The organism is Prosthecobacter sp. (assembly GCF_020439865.1).
Taxonomy (GTDB): domain Bacteria; phylum Verrucomicrobiota; class Verrucomicrobiia; order Verrucomicrobiales; family Verrucomicrobiaceae; genus Prosthecobacter.
Window position 1 is genome coordinate 23,119 of record NZ_JAGRPF010000052.1, and the last position, 16,285, is coordinate 39,403.

The following is a 16,285-nucleotide window of genomic DNA, read 5'->3' on the forward strand; positions in this document are numbered from 1 at the left end:
GCGAATCAGTACAGCAGAAAGCCAATCTCGCTGTCCGTGAACTGGGACGTATCATCGACAGCCAGCAGGGCCTGCGTGTCGAAGGTGGCCTCCCACGGAGTTTCCGCTTCAGGCAGCAGCGGAAGATCAGGAACGCTCTGCACCGGGACCTCCTGTTTCGCGAGCTGGGGCTCGGCGGCAGGCTGGGTTTGGAAAATCACGATCGCCAGGGCGACAGCAGCCACGGCAACCGTGGCGAAGGCCCACTTGCCGGCCGGAGCGGCAAACGAGACATCTTCCCACCAGTTCTTCAAAGCTGCGAGCCAGCCGCGGTCCTGCGGGGTCTGGCGGGCGGCACGAACCACATTTTGGGTGAAATTGGGGCGCACCTCGACCTTGCGGGCCTGAGCCAGCAGTTTGGCGATGGGATCTTGAGGTGAAAGCGGTTCCATGACGTCAAAAAATAACCGTGGGGGCGGCCCAAAGTTGCAAAAAAATCAGCCCGGAGGCCATTTCAGGTTCCGACCGGCCAAAAGATGCACGTGCAGGTGCGGCACCGACTCACCGGCGTCGGCGCCGTGATTGATGACCAGCCGGAAGCCTTTGCTGCGGTCCTTGATGCCGAGTTTGTCGGCGATTTTGCCTGCGGCGAGCAGCAACGCTCCGAGGGTCGCCTGATCGTCCGCCACCGCCTCGCCGACACGTGGAATCAGCTTTTTCGGCACGATCAAAACGTGCGTGGGCGCCTGCGGATTGACGTCGTTGAAGGCGGCCACCAGATCGTCCTCGTAAACGAGCGGGGCGGGGATTTCGCGGTCGATGATCTCTTGAAAAATGGTCTTCTCACTCATGGCGGATTAACGGAAAAGCTCGGGCTGCCGGCCGTCGCGCGGACGGCGTTCGCCGAGGCTCTTGATCTCGTCGATGAACTCGCCCACGTCCTCGAACTGCCGGTACACCGAGGCATAGCGCACGTAGGCCACGTGATCGATCGCCTCCAGCCGGCGCATCACCTTCGCACCGATGACGGTGGAGGGGATTTCGCGGTAGCCTTCCTCTTCGAGTTCGTTGGCGATGTCGTCCACGAGCTGCTCGAGCTGCTCCATCTTCACAGGGCGTTTCTCGCAGGCCTTGGTGACGCCGCCCATGAGCTTGTCGCGGTTGAAGTTCTCACGGGCACCGTTGCGTTTCACCACGCGTAATTCCTCGCGCTCGACGAGCTCGTAGGTCGTGAAGCGGAAATCGCACTTCATGCACTCGCGGCGGCGGCGGATGGCATGCCCCTCCCGCGCCTCGCGAGAGTCGATCACTTTATCTTGGGAGCTTCCGCATTTGGGGCAGCGCATCTGGGGGGTGGGTTGGGACCGGAAATGTGCTTTCTCGGGGGCACTTAGGCAAGTTCCTTCGTAGTTCGGGCTTTGCGCCCCCATTTTCGCGTTTATCGTTCCCTCCTAATGTCCCGCATCATCCTCGGCGTCACCGGTTCCATCGCGGCCTACAAGGCGGCGGACCTCGCCAGCCAGCTCACCAAGGCCGGCCACTCGGTGACCTGCGTTTTGACCCGATCCGCGCTGGAATTCGTCACCCCGCTGACTTTGGCCACGCTGTCGAAGAATCCGGTCGTTTCGGACCTTTTTGCCGAAAAAGAAGGCTGGCAGCCCGGGCACATCCAGCTCGCCGACGAGGCCGACCTGCTCCTCATCGCCCCCGCCACCGCCAATATTCTGGCGTCCATGGCGAACGGCTTCGCCAACGATGCCCTCACCGCCATCGCCCTCGCCACCCGCGCCCCGATCCTGATCGCCCCCGCCATGAATGGCAAAATGTGGCAGCATCCGGCCACGCAAAAGAACGTCGAGACCCTTCGTGGCTTTGGTACCCAATTCGTCGAACCGGCCGAAGGCATGCTCGCCTGCGGTTACGAAGGCGTGGGACGGCTGGCGGAGGTCGAGACGATTCTGCAGGCCGTCAATGCCTTGCTCAGCGCGAAGAAGTGACGCGCTTCAGCCACTCACGCGCTTGATCGCGTGTCGGGCTCGGTCGCAAAGTCCAAGCGTCGTTATGATTGCGGAAACCGGTACTCAGGAAGGTCAGATCGGCGTTCGGCAGGAGCGGGCGGAGGTATTGCTCGGTTACTTGAGCGTTCGTGCCCTCGCCGCAGATGAATTGCGGGCGGTTGCCGAGACGTTTGATGCGGACGAGTGCGGATTCGCGGTCTGAGTTCGGATACGGCCAAGTCTTCACGCCATCGTAGTGGCTGTAAGCAAAGAAAGCGCACCAGAGCTTCGCGGTTTCGTCGTCGTAAAAGCCGAGGTAGTTGCACGCGATCGCGCCACGCGAGAATCCGGCGAGCACGATCTTCGATTCATCGCCGCTGAAGTCGTGGCAGACGGCTTTCACGGATTCACGCAGGTGTTTGAGCGTCGGTTGAGGGTCGTAGGCAGGTTTGTCACCCCACCAGGTGATGGCGATCTGATCGCCTTTGGCATTCAAATAGGGCACGCAGAGCCAGATGAAGCCTTTTCCGCCGGAGAGACCATAGCCGAGGTTACTGCCTTCCGGCAGGCCGGTGCTCACATCGCCGAACGCATTCGTGTAGCCGCCGTTCCCGGCGAGTTCGACGATCACCGGCCACTTCGCGTCCGCTTTCCAGTCCGTGGGCAGGTAGAGCACACTGAGGCCATGACGCACACGCTTGCCCGCGGCGGGCGGACCTTCGCTCAACGCGGGCACCTCGAGATCGGCGGGAACACTGCGAATGTCGGGCAGCTCGGCGGCAAACAGCGCCACCTGCGCGAAGAGCAGCAGCATCACGTGTTTCACGGCGTGAGCACCTCCACGCGACCTTTCTTGAGCGCGGCGAGCAAATCCTCGCGCTTCACCTTCGCGGGATCGATCCACGCGGTCAAAAGATTGGTCTGGCTGATGCTGGCGTGTTCGACGCCGTCGAGTTTGGCGATGGCGATGTAGGCGCCGTAACGGCAGGCCATGCAGTCGAGCAGGCCGGCCTGGATTTCGATCTTCTCCATCTTGTCTTCCGCGAGCGTGGCCGGCGGCTTCAGCGTGAATGTGCCACGCGAAGCGGCTTTGAGCAGGCTGTCGAGCTTCTGCGTGATGGCCTCCTCGGCCGGTGGTTTCTTTGGATTGATCGACGGGAAAAGCGCGGACAGCTCGTAGCGCAGCACAATCTCGGTCGTGGCGGGATCGACGTTCACGAGTTCGACACCGGCGATGGTCTTCACCAGTTCGCGCAGATCGTCCACACGTGAGGGCTCGCTGATGCCAATGATGCGATGTTTTGACTCGTCCGCGTGCAAAGCAGCAGCGGCAAACGCAAGGATGAGAAGGATGCGGTTCATCAGTGGGTCTGGAAGAGCGGGCTTTGCACGATTTCGTGGATCAGCGTGCGGACACCGCCGCCTTGTTTTTCGGTTTTCGTGAGGATGTCATTCAGCGCGGCGCGGTCGCTGAAGGCCACGGGACGGCCGGTGGCATAGACGAGGAACTGCTGCGCAAGATTCTTCAGAAGCAGATGCTTGTCGGCGGCGAGCATCGTCTTGAAATCGGTGATGCCGGCAAACTTGCGCGCACCCGGCATCTCACCGCTGGCATCGACGGCAGGACCGAGCTTGAAGCCGATGGGAATCTTCGGGTCGATGCTGCCGCGTGGTGCTTTGTCGCCCTTGTCGTTGCTGCGATAACGCTCACGAAATCCGCCGATGACATCGAAGGATTCCAGCGCGAAGCCCGGCGGATCGATCTCCGCGTGGCAGCCCGCGCAGGCGGAGTTGTTGCGGTGTTTGTTGAGCAGCTCACGGATCGTCGTCGCGCCCTGCACATCCGGTTCGACGGCAGGCACGTTCGGTGGCGGAGGCTGCGGCGGTTTGCCGAGCAGTCGCGCCATCACATACGCGCCGCGCACGACGGGCGAGGTGGTGGTGCCGTTCGCGGTGATTTTCAAAACCGCCGCCTGTGTGAGGAAACCGCCGCGCGGGCAGTCCTTCGGCAGCTTCACCTTGCGAATCTTCGGTCCGCTCACGCCGGCGATGCCGTAATGCACGGCGAGTTTCTCATTCAGCATCGCGAAGTCGGACTGCACGAGATAACCGGCAGCGAGATCGTTTTCGAGGAGCTCACGGAAGTAGGCGCGCGTCTCTGCCACCATGCTGTCCTGCAAATACGGGCTGAACTCGGGGTAGAGCTTCTTGTCGGGATCGTTCGCGGCGATGGCGCGCAGCTTGAGCCACTGGCCGAGGAAGTCTTCGATGAAGCGCTGCGACTTCGGATCTTTAAGCAGACGCTCGACCTGCGCGTGCAGCGTCTTGGAGTCGTTGAGGTTTTGCGCGAGCAGTGTTTCGTCCGGCGTGGAGTTCCAGAGGAAATACGACAACCGCGCGGCAAGCGCCTGATGGTCCAGGCGGCCTGCAGGCTCGACGTGATACAAGAAGTCCGGCGAGCACAATGCCGCGCGATAAACCCAGCGCATTGCAGTTTCAAAGCAGTCTCCCGCCTTCAATCGCTCTTCGCATTTCGCCACGTAGGCCTTGCGAATGTCGTCGCTGACCGGACGACGGAACGCTTTGGGCAAAAACGACGCGAGCAGCCGGCCTGCCACGATGAGCGGCTGCTCCGGTTGCACGGTCCAGACGGTTTTGTCGGTCGCTTCGGGCTTGTTGCGGGCGCCGGTGATCTCCTGTTTGAGCGGAAGGCGCACGGGCGCACGGCCTTCCTTGAACTCCGTCAACGGCAGATCACCAAAGAGCAACTGATGCGCACGCGGCGGCCAAACGTCGTAAAGCGGACCTTCGACCTCGACCCAGTCGTTCGCGATGCACGGCCCGGTGTAGCCCATCGTGCGATCCAACTGCCCCCAAGTGCCGACGCGATACAACACGACCGGCGCGAGCGAGGCGACGTTGAAGCCGAACGTCTCCTTGAAGTTCAGCCACACATCGAGTTCGTGAATCTGCGACTTGAGTGACGGCGCGTCGTAATAACCGAGCACGTAGCTGGGATGCTGACCGCCGCGGCCGTTTTCATTGAATTGCACGACCGAGAGCCGTGCCGCCTCGACTCCGCGTGACGGCAAAATCTGGCCTTTGTCCCATTGCAGGCTCCAAAACGAGGCACGCACACGATAGCGGCCCGGATAGAGCGCGGCGAAGCGGCGGAAGTAGGCGTTCCACGATTCGTCCTCGTGCCGGAACACGCCGACGCTGCTCATGCGATCGAACACGCCGAGACTTTCATGCGCGCCCTGGTTCACATGCGCGTAAGCGCCTGCGGGAGGCATGACGGGATCGTGCTTCTTGTCGCGTAGCAGCACGGCATCGCCCTGCATGAGCATGATGTCGGGCTCGTAATTGCCGGCGAGCGAAAGGCGCTCGATGGAAGATGGCGGCGCAGTCGGACGCGTGGCGATGGCCATGTCGAGCGTCTTATCGGCGGCCTCGATGTACTTCGCCATGTTGACGTGTGAGATGTCGAGCGCATCGCTGTTGTTGTCGAAACCATGCGCTGAGCCATCCGCGGGAAGTCCGGCCTGCAAGGCGATGCCGGGCAGGTCAAAGAGATCGCGCACGGTGTTCTCATACTCGCCGCGTGTGAGCCGGCGCAGGCCGCTGCGGCTTTCGGCATCGACTTGTTCGGCATCGGTGAGCGATTTCGCGATCTGCGTCGTCGCGGCGATCATTTCATCGCGCTTCGGGCGCTCACGCTTTTTCGGCGGCATCTCTCCCAACTCGATGCGGTCATGGATGCGCACCCACAGCGCGAAATTGTCCTCGTCGCCGAGGTTTTGCTTCAACGACGTTAGATCGAGCCCGCCTTTGCGCGTGTCCGCGTCGTGGCACTCGACACAATGTGTGTCGAAGAAGGCCGTGGGCATGGCTGCTTGAAGGCCCGTGCATGCAAAGATGAAGACGAGCGACCGCATCATGCCATTTCGAGCCCATTCATCGTTCCTTTGGCGGTGGAAAACTCATCCGTTTCAACACCAAGACGCTGCAGCATCGTGAGATAGAGATTGCTCAGCGGGTAATTGTTCTTGGTGTCGAAAGCGAGGTGCTGGCCGTGCTTGAAGCCGCCGCCGGCGAGCAGCACAGGCAGGTTCACGTTGCTGTGGGAGTTCGCGCTGCCCATTGGCGTGCCGTAGAGCACTTGCGTGCGGTCGAGCAGCGATTCGTCTTCCTCCTTCGTCGAATCGAGAACGGCGAGGAAATCGTTCAGCGCCTCGAATTGTGCTTCCTCTTTCACGCGCAACTCGGCGATGGCCTCGGGGCGGTTGCCGTGATGCGTGATGTTGTGAATGACGACCGTGTCGATGAAGAGCGTGATGATGCGTGTGGAGTCGGTCTCCAGCGCGAGCTTCATCACATCAAACATGAGCCGCGTGCGCGCCACGAACTCGCGCGCGTCGTCGATGTCACTCGGCGCCTGGGCTTTGACGACGGGCTTGGGCTTGTATTCCCATTCCTCGGCATTGTGCAGGCGGCGTTCGAGTTCGCGCACGGAAGTCTGGTATTCTTCGAGACGCTGTTGGTCGGATTTGGAAAGCGTTTTGCTGAGCCGCTTCGATTGATCGCCGACAAAGTCGAGCATGCTGCGGCCCTGGCGCAGCGCCTCGACATTGGCCTCGACCTCGCTGGCCTTGCCCTGCACGAAGAGGCGCTGGAACAGTTTGCGCGGGCTGTTTTCGGCGGGAATCGGCGCACCGCTGCGCGTGTAGCTCAGCGTGCGGCTGCCTTCGCTCGTCATCGACAGCGGCAGCGAAGGATAGCGCGTGGCATTGCCGATGTGCTCGGCGGCCACCTGGTCGAGCGAGACCCAGTTGCGGAAACCGCCACGCTCCGGATGCGGCGTGCCGGTGAGGAAGCATTTCTCCGCCGCATGACCGCCGGTGACGCCCGGCAGGCTCACGCCCGAGAACACGGTCATCTTCTCGCGATGCTTCGCCAGTTTTTCGAGATAAGGCGTGGGCGCGTAGTCGCGTCCGGCCTTCTCCGGAAAGAAGAGCTGCGGCATGATGCCCATGTTCGTCTCGATGGCGACCATGCGCCGCGGAACGGCAGGCGCGGAGGCGGCGCCGAGCATGGACTCGAGCAACGGCAGGCCAAGCGTGATGCCAGCGCCGCGCAACAGCGTGCGGCGTGGAAGAGGACGATGGAGGTTCAGATTCATGACGAGCGCAAGCAGGTGAACGATGGGAGACAGGCACGGCTGTCACGCAAGCGGTGATGTCGGGACGGGCCAATCAGCGCAGCGGCACGCTCCACAAATGACTGCCGGAGGTGATGAAGAGAATTTTGCCATCCTTGCCACCGAAGGCGCAGTTGCAGCACTCATCGGGCGCGACGGGAATGAATTCGATGAGCTTGCCCGAGGGCGAAAGGATGTAGCAGCCGGCCTTGAATTGCGTCGTTTCGTATTCGGTGGGCTTGTTCGTGCCTGCGGCGACGTAGATGCGGCCGGCGGTATCCATCTTCATGCCATCGGGGCCGCGACCGTCCTTCCAGTCGAACAGAACCTTCCGCGCACCGGGCTTTACATCGCCGTTTTTGTCGAGCGTGTAGCGCAGAAGCTTCCGCGAACCGCCGTGGGTATTGTTATTGTTGTCGGCGATGTAGAGAAAACGGTCGTCTGGCGAGATGAGGATGCCGTTGGGGCGTTCTGCTCCGTCGCAAAGGATGCGTGTGATGTTTTGAATCTCATGCGCGAAGCCGCACAGGCCTGGAGGCAAACCGGTTTGATTGATGCGATAGACTCCTTCGACCAATCGGCGAGTTGGTTCTAGGTAGTAAGTAATGCCTGCTGGTCTTGCTTCGCGAATCTCCATCCCCTCCCGTGATCCATACCTCGGATCGGTGAAGTAAATCCGGCCCTTCGAGTCCATGCAGAGGTCGTTGGGCGAGTTGAAACGTTTCTCACGGAAACGATCCGCCAACACGGTGATGGAGCCGTCTCTCTCCGTGCGGGTGACGCGGCGATTTTTGGTTTCGCAGGCGATGAGGCGGCCTTCGCGGTCGAAGAGGAGGCCGTTGGAGGCGTTGTGGCGGAAGACGGTCGTTTTGCCATCGGGGCCCATGCGGTTGATGTGCTTGCCATCAGTGAAGTAGAGCGAGCCGTTGTGCCACGCGGGTCCTTCCGTCGCGCCGATGGCGCCGTGATCTTTTGGCTTCGCGCCGGGCACGATGGGCGAGCGCAGAGATGAGCACGAAGCCAGAGCGAATGCGACGGCGAGGCAGGAGAGTGGTCGGAGAGCCATGAGGCGCATGAATACGGCATGAAGCAGAAAATTTCAGCGACACATCGGCCTCGTGGCGTTTTCTTCTGGCACATGCGTCCGCCCCCTCTGTTCGCGATTTTCTGGCTCTCCGCCCTCACGTTGCACGCCCAAACGAGCGTACCACCGCCGTCGCGTGAGCTGCGCGGGTCGTGGATCGCGACGGTGCACAACATCAACTGGCCCAGCGAGCCGGGACTGCCGGTGGCGAAGCAGAAGGAGCAACTGACGACGCTGATCGACTCGGCGGCGGACGTGGGTCTGAACGCGCTCATCTTTCAGGTGCGGCCGGCTGGCGATGCGATGTATGAATCGAAGCTCGAACCATGGTCGCCGTTTTTGACGGGGCAGATGGGCGTCGCACCGTCGCCGTTGTGGGATCCGCTGGAGTTTGCGGTGAAGGAGGCGCACCGGCGCGGGATGGAACTGCATGCGTGGTTCAATCCGTTTCGGGCGCTCGCAGGTGAAAAGCGAGTGCCGAGTGCGGATCACATCGTCCGCAAACATCCCGAGTGGACGATGAAGTACGGTCCCGACACGTGGATGGATCCGGGCGTGCCGGAGGTGCGCGCTCAGGTGATCGCGGTGATCATGGATGTCACGCGGCGCTACGACGTGGATGGCATTCACATCGACGACTACTTTTATCCCTATCCGATCACCGATTCGAAGAAGCAGAAGATCGAGTTTCCCGACAGCGAAACGTTTGCGCGCTACAAGGCGAACGGCGGCATGCTGGAACTCACGGCCTGGCGACGTCAGAATGTGGATGAGACCGTGCGCATCATCTACGAGGGTATCAAGGCGGAGAAGCGTTACGTGAAGTTCGGCATCAGCCCGTTTGGACTGTGGCGGCCGAATTATCCCGAAGACACCGGCGGCGGGCTCGATCCGTATGAGGATCTCGGCGCGGATTCCAGGAAGTGGCTGCAGAACGGCTGGGTCGATTACTTCACGCCGCAGCTCTACTGGACGATTGATCGTCCGAAGCTCGGCTTCATCACCTACTACGACTGGTGGCTGGAACAAAACACGATGGGCCGACACATCTGGCCGGGCATGAACAGTTCGAAGATCGGCGATGATCGCAACGCGGGCGAAATTCTGCATCAGATGAGCGTGCTGCGTGAGCGCGGTCTCAAGATGACGCCGGGGCACTTCCACTGGAACTTTGGGTCGTTGCACAAAGACCTCGGCAAGCTCGCCACTTACACGAAAGAACGAGCCTACACCACGCATGCGATTCCGCCGGCGAGCCCCTGGTTGAGCCAGTCGGTTTTGCCCGCGCCGCTCGTTGGCAAAACGGTGCCCGGAGGCAAACTTACCGTTGCGTGGAAACACGAGGATCCGCGCTGGATGAACGCCACACGCTGGTGGGTGATGCAGGCGCTCATCAATGGCAAATGGATCACAGTGGAAACTTTTTTCAAAGATCAGCTCAGCGCAGAGTGGCCGGACAACGCAGCGGCGGTTGCCATTCGCGCCGCCGGCCTCGGCTGGGAGGCCGGCGAGGCGGGGGTGACTACAAAGTAGCCTCGATACTGGAAGGGCAGGAGAGGACATGAGGGTTGTCATCCCGGACACAGGCCGCATGGTGTTCTCATGAGACCGAGAACGTTCGAACTGCGGGGATGGCCCGCCATGCTGCTGCTGGGGGTCCTTGCGGTCGTGGCGGTGGGCTTGGTGGCGCTTGTGCTGATGGTGGGAGCTGCGGTGGCCGTGGTGGGGCTGGCGATTTCGGCCGGAGCAGCGCTGTATTACGCTGTGCGACGCAAACTGGTGCAGGGCACCAAAGCATCCGACTGGCAGGTCGAGGATCAGCAGCCGACGTCTTCGTCACTCGAAGTAAGAGAGATCGAGGTCGAGGTGCTGCCTGAGAAGAGACTTTGACGCCTGATGCTCACGCGCAGTAGTCACGGAACAGGCCGCCCATCATGCAGCCTAGCTGGTTTCCGGGAGCGAAGTTTCCGCGCGTGTAGAGCACGATCGCGTAGGGTGTTCCGCGATGGTAGAAGAACAGTGACTCGTGGTCCCACTCGCCGTAGTTGCCGGTTTTTCCACCGATGTAGGTGATGCTGGAAGGCATGACCCAGCGGCCAAGACCATATTGATCACGGCGCATGGCTTCGAGCAGGAGTTCACAGCCATAGTCTAGGCGGTAGTTCACGCAGCGCTCGTAAAACTCGGCGTAGAAGCGAGGCGACTGCCAGTTGTTGATGATGTCCACATTGGGAAGATGGTACTTCCACTCAAAGTTCCGCTCATCGGCGGGGGTGATGCGTGCGAGCAGGTAAAACCATGAGGCGTTGATGCTCTGGTCGCAGACATAAACGACGTTTTGAAATTCCTCGCGGGTGAGGTTGCCGCGCCGTTTTTCCAGCAGCACGGCCGCGACGGCGGGTTTTGGCATGGAGCAGCCGAAGAAGAGCTTGTCGGCCTGGAACTCGGCGAGATAACGGCCTGTGGCGAGATTCTTCACCGCGTAGCCGACGCGCGGATCACGCCGATGCGTGCGATAGACGTACTCCATGCTGGATGTCCACGGTCGTCCATGCGCGGCATGAGGGCGGAAGCGCAGGCGTGCACCGGAGGCGAGAAAGCGGTTGTGATACTCCCATTGCGCACGGGTTTTGCGCGCCGCAGGGCTGAGCAATGAGGAAGCCGGGCCGGCGCAGCCGGCGAGGGCCGCGGGAGCAATGCCCAACATGCGTCGCAACCAATGACGACGTGATTCAACCGATGTTTTGGGCGCGCTCTCGGACATCGGTGTGCAAAGTGTCCTCCGCCACGCTCTGCGGCCAGAGAGAAAATGTCAGAAGATTGTGTGACCGCCGACAAAGAAGAAGGGACGCCTCGCGGCGTCCCTTCGTGGTTGATCGTGATGTGAGTCGTGGATCCGCGGATTACTGGCCGCCTGGACGCCACTCTTCGGTGGCGAACTTGAAGGCCTGCTCCAGTCCGACGAGGTCGGTGCTGGGGCGCAGGGCTTCGAAGGCCTGGCTTTCCTTCTGGATGTCGGCTTCGCTGTAGTTCATGGCCTTGATGGAGAGGCCGATGCGGCGCTCCACCTTGTCGACCTTGATGACGCGAGCTTCGACTTCGTCGCCCACATTGAGCTTGTCCTTGACCTTCTCGATGCGGTCTTCGCTGATCTGCGAGATGTGCACGAGGCCGTCGATGTCGTCTTCGAGTTCGATGAAGGCGCCGAAGCTTGCGATCTTCGCCACGCGGCCCTTCACGACGTCGCCCACCTTGAAGCGGGTGTCGATGATGGACCATGGGTCGGTGTCGAGCTGCTTCATGCCGAGGCTGATGCGCTGGTTGGCCTTGTCGATACCGAGAACGACGGCGTCCACTTCCTGGCCCTTCTTGAGGAGTTCGGAAGGATGGTTGATCTTGCGGGTCCAGCTGAGGTCGGACACGTGGATCATGCCGTCGATGCCTTCTTCCAGCTCCACGAACGCGCCATAGGCGGTGAGGTTGCGGACGGCACGCTTCATGACAGTGCCAATCGGGTAACGAGCGTCAATGTCGTCCCAAGGATTGGCTTCGAGCTGACGAACGCCGAGGCTGATCTTGCGCTCTTCCTTGTTGATGCCGAGCACGGAGGCTTCGATTTCCTGACCGACGGTGAGAACATCTGAAGGACGGGCGATGCGCTTCGTCCAGGAGAGTTCGGAGACGTGGACGAGGCCTTCGACGCCTTCTTCCACTTCCACGAACGCGCCATAGGCGACGAGCTTGGTGACCTTGCCGCGCACGCGCTGGCCGACAGGGTAACGGGCTTCGATGTTTTCCCAAGGGTTGTTCTGAAGCTGCTTGAGGCCGAGGGAGACACGCTCCTTCTCGCGATTGACCTCGAGAATCTGAACTTCGATCTTCTGCCCAATTCCGAGCATTTCGGAAGGATGGTTGAGGCGGCCCCAGGACATGTCCGTGATGTGGAGCAGTCCGTCCATGCCGTTGAGATCGACGAACGCACCGAAGTCGGTGATGTTCTTGACGATACCGATGACCTTGTCGCCAGGGGTGACGCCATCGAGGAACTTCTGGCGCTGTTCGGCGCGTTCCGCTTCGATGACTTCGCGGCGGGAAAGAACGATGTTTTTGCGTTCGTCGTTGATCTTGACGATCTTGAACTCGAACACCTTGCCGACGTATTCGTTGAGATCCTTCGGCGGGATGATGTCGATCTGGCTGCCGGGCAGGAAGGCTTCGACGCCGACGTTGACCATGAGGCCGCCTTTGACGACGCTCTTGATCTTGCCTTTGACGAGACCCCCGTCCTTGAAGACGTTGTAGATCTTCTCCCAGTTCTGACGGTGGGCGGCCTTCTCCTTGGAGAGCACGACCATGCCTTCGTCGTTTTCGAGGCGTTCGAGGAGGACTTCCACCTCATCGCCTACCTGGATGTCTTCATCTTCGAACTCGTTGGCGGGGATGGCCCCTTCGGACTTGTAACCGATGTCCACGAGGATGACCTGCGGTTTGATTTCGAGGATCTTGCCTTTGACAATTGATCCTTCGGAGAGCTCGCGGAATGAACCTGCGATCAGGTCGGCGAGCGTAGCTGTAGCACTCATTTTACTTTTACGGGTTGGGAGCGTTGGGGTGGGAACCGTTCGCACACTTCCGCTCCGGAGGTGCACGGCGGGCTTTCGTCCCGCAGCACCAAAGGGCACCCGGACAAGAGGGCCGGGATAGTCGGAGAAGTTCGGCGTTTGGCAAGAGGGAAAGTAGGGGGATTTCTCCCCTCGCAGGCGTCTCAGAAGGGGCGCCCACGCGATCAACCCGGACGGCCCACCAGCCACCAGAACAACGCCGCTGCGACCAGCAGGCCGAAGACCAGCAGCGCCACCAGCATGAAAGATGTGCGGCAGGCGGGCTGAGACCACGCCAGCAAGCCGGCGAGAACCGCGTTTGCTGTCAGCACGCCCAGAACGGTCAAGGCTCCGACCATCAGCGGCCCCAACCCGGCGGACTGGGGGCCGTTTTCCTTGAATCTGGCGATCCAGATTGCCGAAACCACCAGCGTGGCCAGAGGCAGCGCGAAAGAAAGGGCGGTATAGATGCGACCGATCAGCAGGAGCATGGGAATGACGTCGGCGGTAGACCTTGAAGGGCTGACATTGGAGCTGCTGGGAAGGGGTGGCTATCTGGACATTGCGGCATCGCTGAAGAACGCACGGCACCTTTCTGGCAGGCTGTTAGTGCACGTTTGAGCGCAGTGGTTCAAGGAGACGGAGGCCGCCGAACCTTGATGGATTGCACTGTGGCATCGGAGCCGAAGGCTTGGACGGAGAACGGCCGGTCGATGCCCGAATAGTCTCCTTCGTGCTCAAACCGCTGCTTCCCATCCACCGAGATGGTCTGCTTTTCCTTGGTGATGGTCCAGCGGATCACCACGAATTTATCTTTCGGAATCTCTCCCTGCATGGGGGTGTAGATTTTACTCGCGGGGCCGCCGTCGATCCGCAGCTCGTCGGGCTTTCTCTCCCAGTTAAAAATCAACTGGTCGGCTGCATACCCAAGGCGAAGGTCCAGGTCTTCGATTTTTGCCACCAATTCGATCTCGACCGGTGGTTTGAAGCTCGCTTCTGTGGTGAGGATGTCGCGTCGTTTGATCACAATGGGAGAACCACGGGGTTTCGGGGTGACTTTCTGGGTGTGGTCCTCCCAGTCACCCTCAAGGGCTCCGGTGTTTTCGGAATAGGCCCTGGCAAGCTGTCGTGCTTCGAGCGCCGCGTCGGATTTGCCAGCATGGGCCATCTTGATGGCCAGCGCGTCGAGCTGTCTCACGAGCTCTCTTTGCAATGGCTCGAGCTTTCGCTGCATGCCCGTGCGGAGCGTCTGCATCGCCTCCAGATACTTTCTGCGCAGCGGTGGCAGCTCCCGCAAACCCGTCGGGAGTATCGGCAGGTCTTGGTGGCCGCTTGCCGCGACGGCTTCTTTCTCCGCTTTGATGGCCGACGCTTCGCCCAGTTTTCCCTTGATTGTGGTTTCCTGCTGCAGCCGGTCCAGCGCCTTGATATAGTTCTGGTTCAGTTCGTCCTGGGTTTTGGACAGCGGTGTTTCTACATCCTTCGAAACCCGGGCTTTGTAGGCGAACAGGAGTGTCTTCAACTCAGGGTCCGAAGGCGTGGTCTGCGCGGACAGGCTGCCGAAGGTCAGGGCAAGAACTGCCGCAATGGTCGAAGTCTTCTGAACAAGAGTGGAACTCATGGCTGCGTGGGTGTCCTATGGAGTGAGGTTATGGTCACGGCGGATGTGACCAGCGCGGAATGAGATTCAGCGGTCGAAGCGTGCCCGTGAGGTTGCTTCCGACGAAGGCGTGGGTGAATTGATCAGCAGGTTAAGTTGAATGACGGCTTCGAGTCAAGTCAGCCCAGCCCGCAGGGTTTTACGTGGAGCGGGAGCTGTCGAGACGGACTTCAAAGACCGTTTCGTCCTCCTTGGAACTCACCAGCCGCAGTTCTGCACCGTTCGCCCGGGCGAGTTCGGTGGCGATGTTGAGGCCCAGGCCGAAACCGTCGGTTTTGCGATTGTGGGCTTTGTCACCACGGAAAAAGCGTTCAAAGAGTCGCTGCTGGTTCTCCATCGGGATCGCCGGACCCGTGTTGGAGATGGTGCAGACGACTTGAGCGCCCTGTCGCGCCAAATGCAGGGAGACACGGCCCTGCGGACGGTTGTATTTGATGGCGTTGCTGAGGAGGTTTTGCAGCACCTGGCGAAGCAGAGCGCGATCGGCATGCACCTGGACGTCGGGCTCGATTTGATGAAGCAGCGTGAGTCCGGCCTGTTCGCAGAGGATTTCACCGTCTTCGATGAGCCGGGAGAGGTCGGCGCTGAGGTCGTAGGTTTCGGGCCGGGTGGGCAGGCGTCCTGCATCGGCCTGCGAGAGCAGCAGGAGGCTTTGGGTAATCTGCTTGAGCCGCGAGGCTTCATCGAACAGCGAGACAAAGCGCTCGTGTTCGGCGCTGCCGGGTTTGGCATGGCGGACTGCGTCATCGAGCTCGGCAAGCATGATGGCGAGCGGAGTTTTCAACTCGTGGGAGGCGTCGGCGGTAAAGCGGATGGCCTGTTGAAAGCTGCCCTGCAGGCGTTCCATCATGCCGTTGAGCACATCAATGAGCTGGGCGAACTCGCGGTCGTCATCGCGCTGCAAGGGGATGCGCTCGGCGAGATCGCTTGCTGTGAGGTGCTGGGCGGTGTTCACGACGCGTTCGAGCGGACGCATGGCACGTTTCGAGGTCCACAGGGCGCCGAATCCCGCAAGCACGAGACCGAGGGCGCCAGCTCCGACATACCACCACGCCATGCGATTGATCTCGGCGTAAAAGTCGGTGAGAGAAAGGCCGATGAAGATGGTGTAGGAGGGACTGCTGAAGGCGCCGAAACGCCAGTCAATCCCGCCTGAACGTGCGGTGAAGGTGGTCGGCTCACGCACCATTGGCATTTGTGGCCGGAAGGGCAGGTCATGCTGACCCGCGGCTTCCGATCCAGCAAAGTCTGGAGGTGTGCCGAGCAGGTCGTCGAATTCCGGGTTTCTTCGCGGCGGGGGAGGACGGTGGGCACCGGGAGGCCCCCCGTTGGGCATGGGCGGCATTCGTGCGATCTCCGCCTGCGTGGGAAAGCAGCTGCGGAAGTACACGTCGAGATCCTTGGGTGCGTTTGGAGTGGAGAAGATCGTCTTTCCCTGGCCATGCTCCTGCACCACCAGCACTGCATTGGTGGATTCATGATCCGGTGACGTTCCAAAGACGAGATCGGCGATCATTTTGAACTGATCGTCGGTCGTGTAGGGATCGATGCGGTTCCAGACCCGCTGCGCGGGTGCGATGATGCGGTCATCCAGACTGCGCTCCAATGTCCGGGTGGCATACCACCAGGCGGCGGCGCCAAAGACAGTTACCAGCGTACCTGCAACGATCATCGTCTGCAGGGCCAGTCGGATGCGGAAGCTGCGAGTGTTGGCCGGGGCGCTCATGCGAGGAGGGTAACACGATGAGTTTCATCCGGGGCGGG

General features: G+C 60.9%; 16 protein-coding genes. 3 read left to right on the forward strand and 13 right to left on the reverse strand.

All coding sequences use genetic code 11. The features are described from left to right. Positions 1 to 5: 5 nt before the first annotated feature. From KDL09_RS05205 to nrdR, 3 genes are read right to left on the reverse strand one after another with little or no spacing between them, the layout of a single operon-like run. On the reverse strand, positions 6 to 431 hold the full coding sequence (locus tag KDL09_RS05205; protein ID WP_294382282.1) for a hypothetical protein: 426 nt from the start codon (positions 429 to 431) through the stop codon (positions 6 to 8). A gap of 45 nt (positions 432 to 476) precedes the next feature. Next, positions 477 to 830: an HIT domain-containing protein gene (locus tag KDL09_RS05210; protein WP_294382284.1), complete on the reverse strand. Its 354-nt coding sequence runs from the start codon at positions 828 to 830 to the stop codon at positions 477 to 479. Between the two features lie 6 nt (positions 831 to 836). Further along, entirely contained in the window at positions 837 to 1,325 is a 489-nt protein-coding gene (gene nrdR / locus KDL09_RS05215; RefSeq protein ID WP_294382286.1) for a transcriptional regulator NrdR, read from the reverse strand. A gap of 108 nt (positions 1,326 to 1,433) precedes the next feature. Here nrdR and KDL09_RS05220 point away from each other — a divergent pair, with 108 nt between their 5' ends. Then, the gene (locus tag KDL09_RS05220; protein ID WP_294382289.1) at positions 1,434 to 1,976 is read left to right on the forward strand and encodes a flavoprotein; all 543 of its coding nucleotides are present in this window, start codon (positions 1,434 to 1,436) and stop codon (positions 1,974 to 1,976) included. Here the strand turns inward: KDL09_RS05220 and KDL09_RS05225 are convergent. The 5 genes from KDL09_RS05225 to KDL09_RS05245 all read right to left on the reverse strand — a co-directional run bounded on the left by KDL09_RS05225 (position 1,960) and on the right by KDL09_RS05245 (position 8,242). After that, positions 1,960 to 2,802 (reverse strand): hypothetical protein, encoded by an 843-nt coding sequence (locus KDL09_RS05225; RefSeq protein WP_294382292.1) that lies wholly within the window; start codon positions 2,800 to 2,802, stop codon positions 1,960 to 1,962. The two genes, KDL09_RS05220 and KDL09_RS05225, sit on opposite strands and share 17 nt — an antisense overlap. Further along, positions 2,799 to 3,338 carry a hypothetical protein gene (locus tag KDL09_RS05230; protein ID WP_294382295.1) on the reverse strand — a complete coding sequence of 180 codons (540 nt, stop codon included), beginning with the start codon at positions 3,336 to 3,338 and terminating at the stop codon, positions 2,799 to 2,801. Before KDL09_RS05230 ends, KDL09_RS05225 begins: the two co-directional genes overlap by 4 nt. Next, the gene (locus tag KDL09_RS05235; protein WP_294382300.1) at positions 3,338 to 5,866 is read right to left on the reverse strand and encodes a DUF1592 domain-containing protein; all 2,529 of its coding nucleotides are present in this window, start codon (positions 5,864 to 5,866) and stop codon (positions 3,338 to 3,340) included. Before KDL09_RS05235 ends, KDL09_RS05230 begins: the two co-directional genes overlap by 1 nt. 47 nt (positions 5,867 to 5,913) lie before the next feature. Further along, positions 5,914 to 7,158: a DUF1552 domain-containing protein gene (locus tag KDL09_RS05240; RefSeq protein WP_294382303.1), complete on the reverse strand. Its 1,245-nt coding sequence runs from the start codon at positions 7,156 to 7,158 to the stop codon at positions 5,914 to 5,916. A 73-nt stretch (positions 7,159 to 7,231) separates the two neighbouring features. Further along, entirely contained in the window at positions 7,232 to 8,242 is a 1,011-nt protein-coding gene (locus tag KDL09_RS05245; protein WP_294382305.1) for an SMP-30/gluconolactonase/LRE family protein, read from the reverse strand. 72 nt (positions 8,243 to 8,314) lie between these two features. Here KDL09_RS05245 and KDL09_RS05250 point away from each other — a divergent pair, with 72 nt between their 5' ends. Together KDL09_RS05250 and KDL09_RS05255 are read left to right on the forward strand one after the other, a co-directional pair. Beyond that, on the forward strand, positions 8,315 to 9,793 hold the full coding sequence (locus KDL09_RS05250; protein WP_294382307.1) for a family 10 glycosylhydrolase: 1,479 nt from the start codon (positions 8,315 to 8,317) through the stop codon (positions 9,791 to 9,793). A 69-nt stretch (positions 9,794 to 9,862) separates the two neighbouring features. After that, positions 9,863 to 10,150: a hypothetical protein gene (locus tag KDL09_RS05255; protein ID WP_294382309.1), complete on the forward strand. Its 288-nt coding sequence runs from the start codon at positions 9,863 to 9,865 to the stop codon at positions 10,148 to 10,150. A 10-nt stretch (positions 10,151 to 10,160) separates the two neighbouring features. On the opposite strand, the gene KDL09_RS05260 is transcribed toward KDL09_RS05255, so the two are convergent. The 5 genes from KDL09_RS05260 to KDL09_RS05280 all read right to left on the reverse strand — a co-directional run bounded on the left by KDL09_RS05260 (position 10,161) and on the right by KDL09_RS05280 (position 16,247). Then, complete coding sequence (locus KDL09_RS05260) at positions 10,161 to 10,967, reverse strand: hypothetical protein (RefSeq protein WP_294382313.1); 807 nt, start codon at positions 10,965 to 10,967, stop codon at positions 10,161 to 10,163. Positions 10,968 to 11,163: 196 nt separating this feature from the next. Beyond that, positions 11,164 to 12,843 carry a 30S ribosomal protein S1 gene (rpsA, locus tag KDL09_RS05265; RefSeq protein WP_294382315.1) on the reverse strand — a complete coding sequence of 560 codons (1,680 nt, stop codon included), beginning with the start codon at positions 12,841 to 12,843 and terminating at the stop codon, positions 11,164 to 11,166. Between the two features lie 203 nt (positions 12,844 to 13,046). Then, positions 13,047 to 13,352, reverse strand: a complete 306-nt coding sequence (locus KDL09_RS05270) for a hypothetical protein (RefSeq protein ID WP_294382317.1) — start codon at positions 13,350 to 13,352, stop codon at positions 13,047 to 13,049. A gap of 140 nt (positions 13,353 to 13,492) precedes the next feature. Beyond that, positions 13,493 to 14,482, reverse strand: a complete 990-nt coding sequence (locus KDL09_RS05275) for a hypothetical protein (RefSeq protein ID WP_294382319.1) — start codon at positions 14,480 to 14,482, stop codon at positions 13,493 to 13,495. A 178-nt stretch (positions 14,483 to 14,660) separates the two neighbouring features. Then, positions 14,661 to 16,247 (reverse strand): ATP-binding protein, encoded by a 1,587-nt coding sequence (locus KDL09_RS05280; protein WP_294382321.1) that lies wholly within the window; start codon positions 16,245 to 16,247, stop codon positions 14,661 to 14,663. Between the last annotated feature and the right edge of the window lie 38 nt (positions 16,248 to 16,285).

Excerpts from the sequence above, each read along its gene's own strand:
- KDL09_RS05220 (WP_294382289.1), top strand. The coding sequence starts at position 1,434 with ATGTCCCGCATCATCCTCGGCGTCACCGGTTCCATCGCGGCCTACAAG.
- nrdR (WP_294382286.1), bottom strand. The coding sequence starts at position 1,325 with ATGCGCTGCCCCAAATGCGGAAGCTCCCAAGATAAAGTGATCGACTCT.
- KDL09_RS05235 (WP_294382300.1), bottom strand. The coding sequence starts at position 5,866 with ATGCCCACGGCCTTCTTCGACACACATTGTGTCGAGTGCCACGACGCG.
- KDL09_RS05275 (WP_294382319.1), bottom strand. The coding sequence starts at position 14,482 with ATGAGTTCCACTCTTGTTCAGAAGACTTCGACCATTGCGGCAGTTCTT.
- KDL09_RS05280 (WP_294382321.1), bottom strand. The coding sequence starts at position 16,247 with ATGAGCGCCCCGGCCAACACTCGCAGCTTCCGCATCCGACTGGCCCTG.
- KDL09_RS05205 (WP_294382282.1), bottom strand. The coding sequence starts at position 431 with ATGGAACCGCTTTCACCTCAAGATCCCATCGCCAAACTGCTGGCTCAG.
- KDL09_RS05260 (WP_294382313.1), bottom strand. The coding sequence starts at position 10,967 with ATGTTGGGCATTGCTCCCGCGGCCCTCGCCGGCTGCGCCGGCCCGGCT.
- KDL09_RS05270 (WP_294382317.1), bottom strand. The coding sequence starts at position 13,352 with ATGCTCCTGCTGATCGGTCGCATCTATACCGCCCTTTCTTTCGCGCTG.
- rpsA (WP_294382315.1), bottom strand. The coding sequence starts at position 12,843 with ATGAGTGCTACAGCTACGCTCGCCGACCTGATCGCAGGTTCATTCCGC.
- KDL09_RS05255 (WP_294382309.1), top strand. The coding sequence starts at position 9,863 with ATGAGACCGAGAACGTTCGAACTGCGGGGATGGCCCGCCATGCTGCTG.
- KDL09_RS05250 (WP_294382307.1), top strand. The coding sequence starts at position 8,315 with ATGCGTCCGCCCCCTCTGTTCGCGATTTTCTGGCTCTCCGCCCTCACG.
- KDL09_RS05230 (WP_294382295.1), bottom strand. The coding sequence starts at position 3,338 with ATGAACCGCATCCTTCTCATCCTTGCGTTTGCCGCTGCTGCTTTGCAC.
- KDL09_RS05210 (WP_294382284.1), bottom strand. The coding sequence starts at position 830 with ATGAGTGAGAAGACCATTTTTCAAGAGATCATCGACCGCGAAATCCCC.
- KDL09_RS05240 (WP_294382303.1), bottom strand. The coding sequence starts at position 7,158 with ATGAATCTGAACCTCCATCGTCCTCTTCCACGCCGCACGCTGTTGCGC.
- KDL09_RS05245 (WP_294382305.1), bottom strand. The coding sequence starts at position 8,242 with ATGGCTCTCCGACCACTCTCCTGCCTCGCCGTCGCATTCGCTCTGGCT.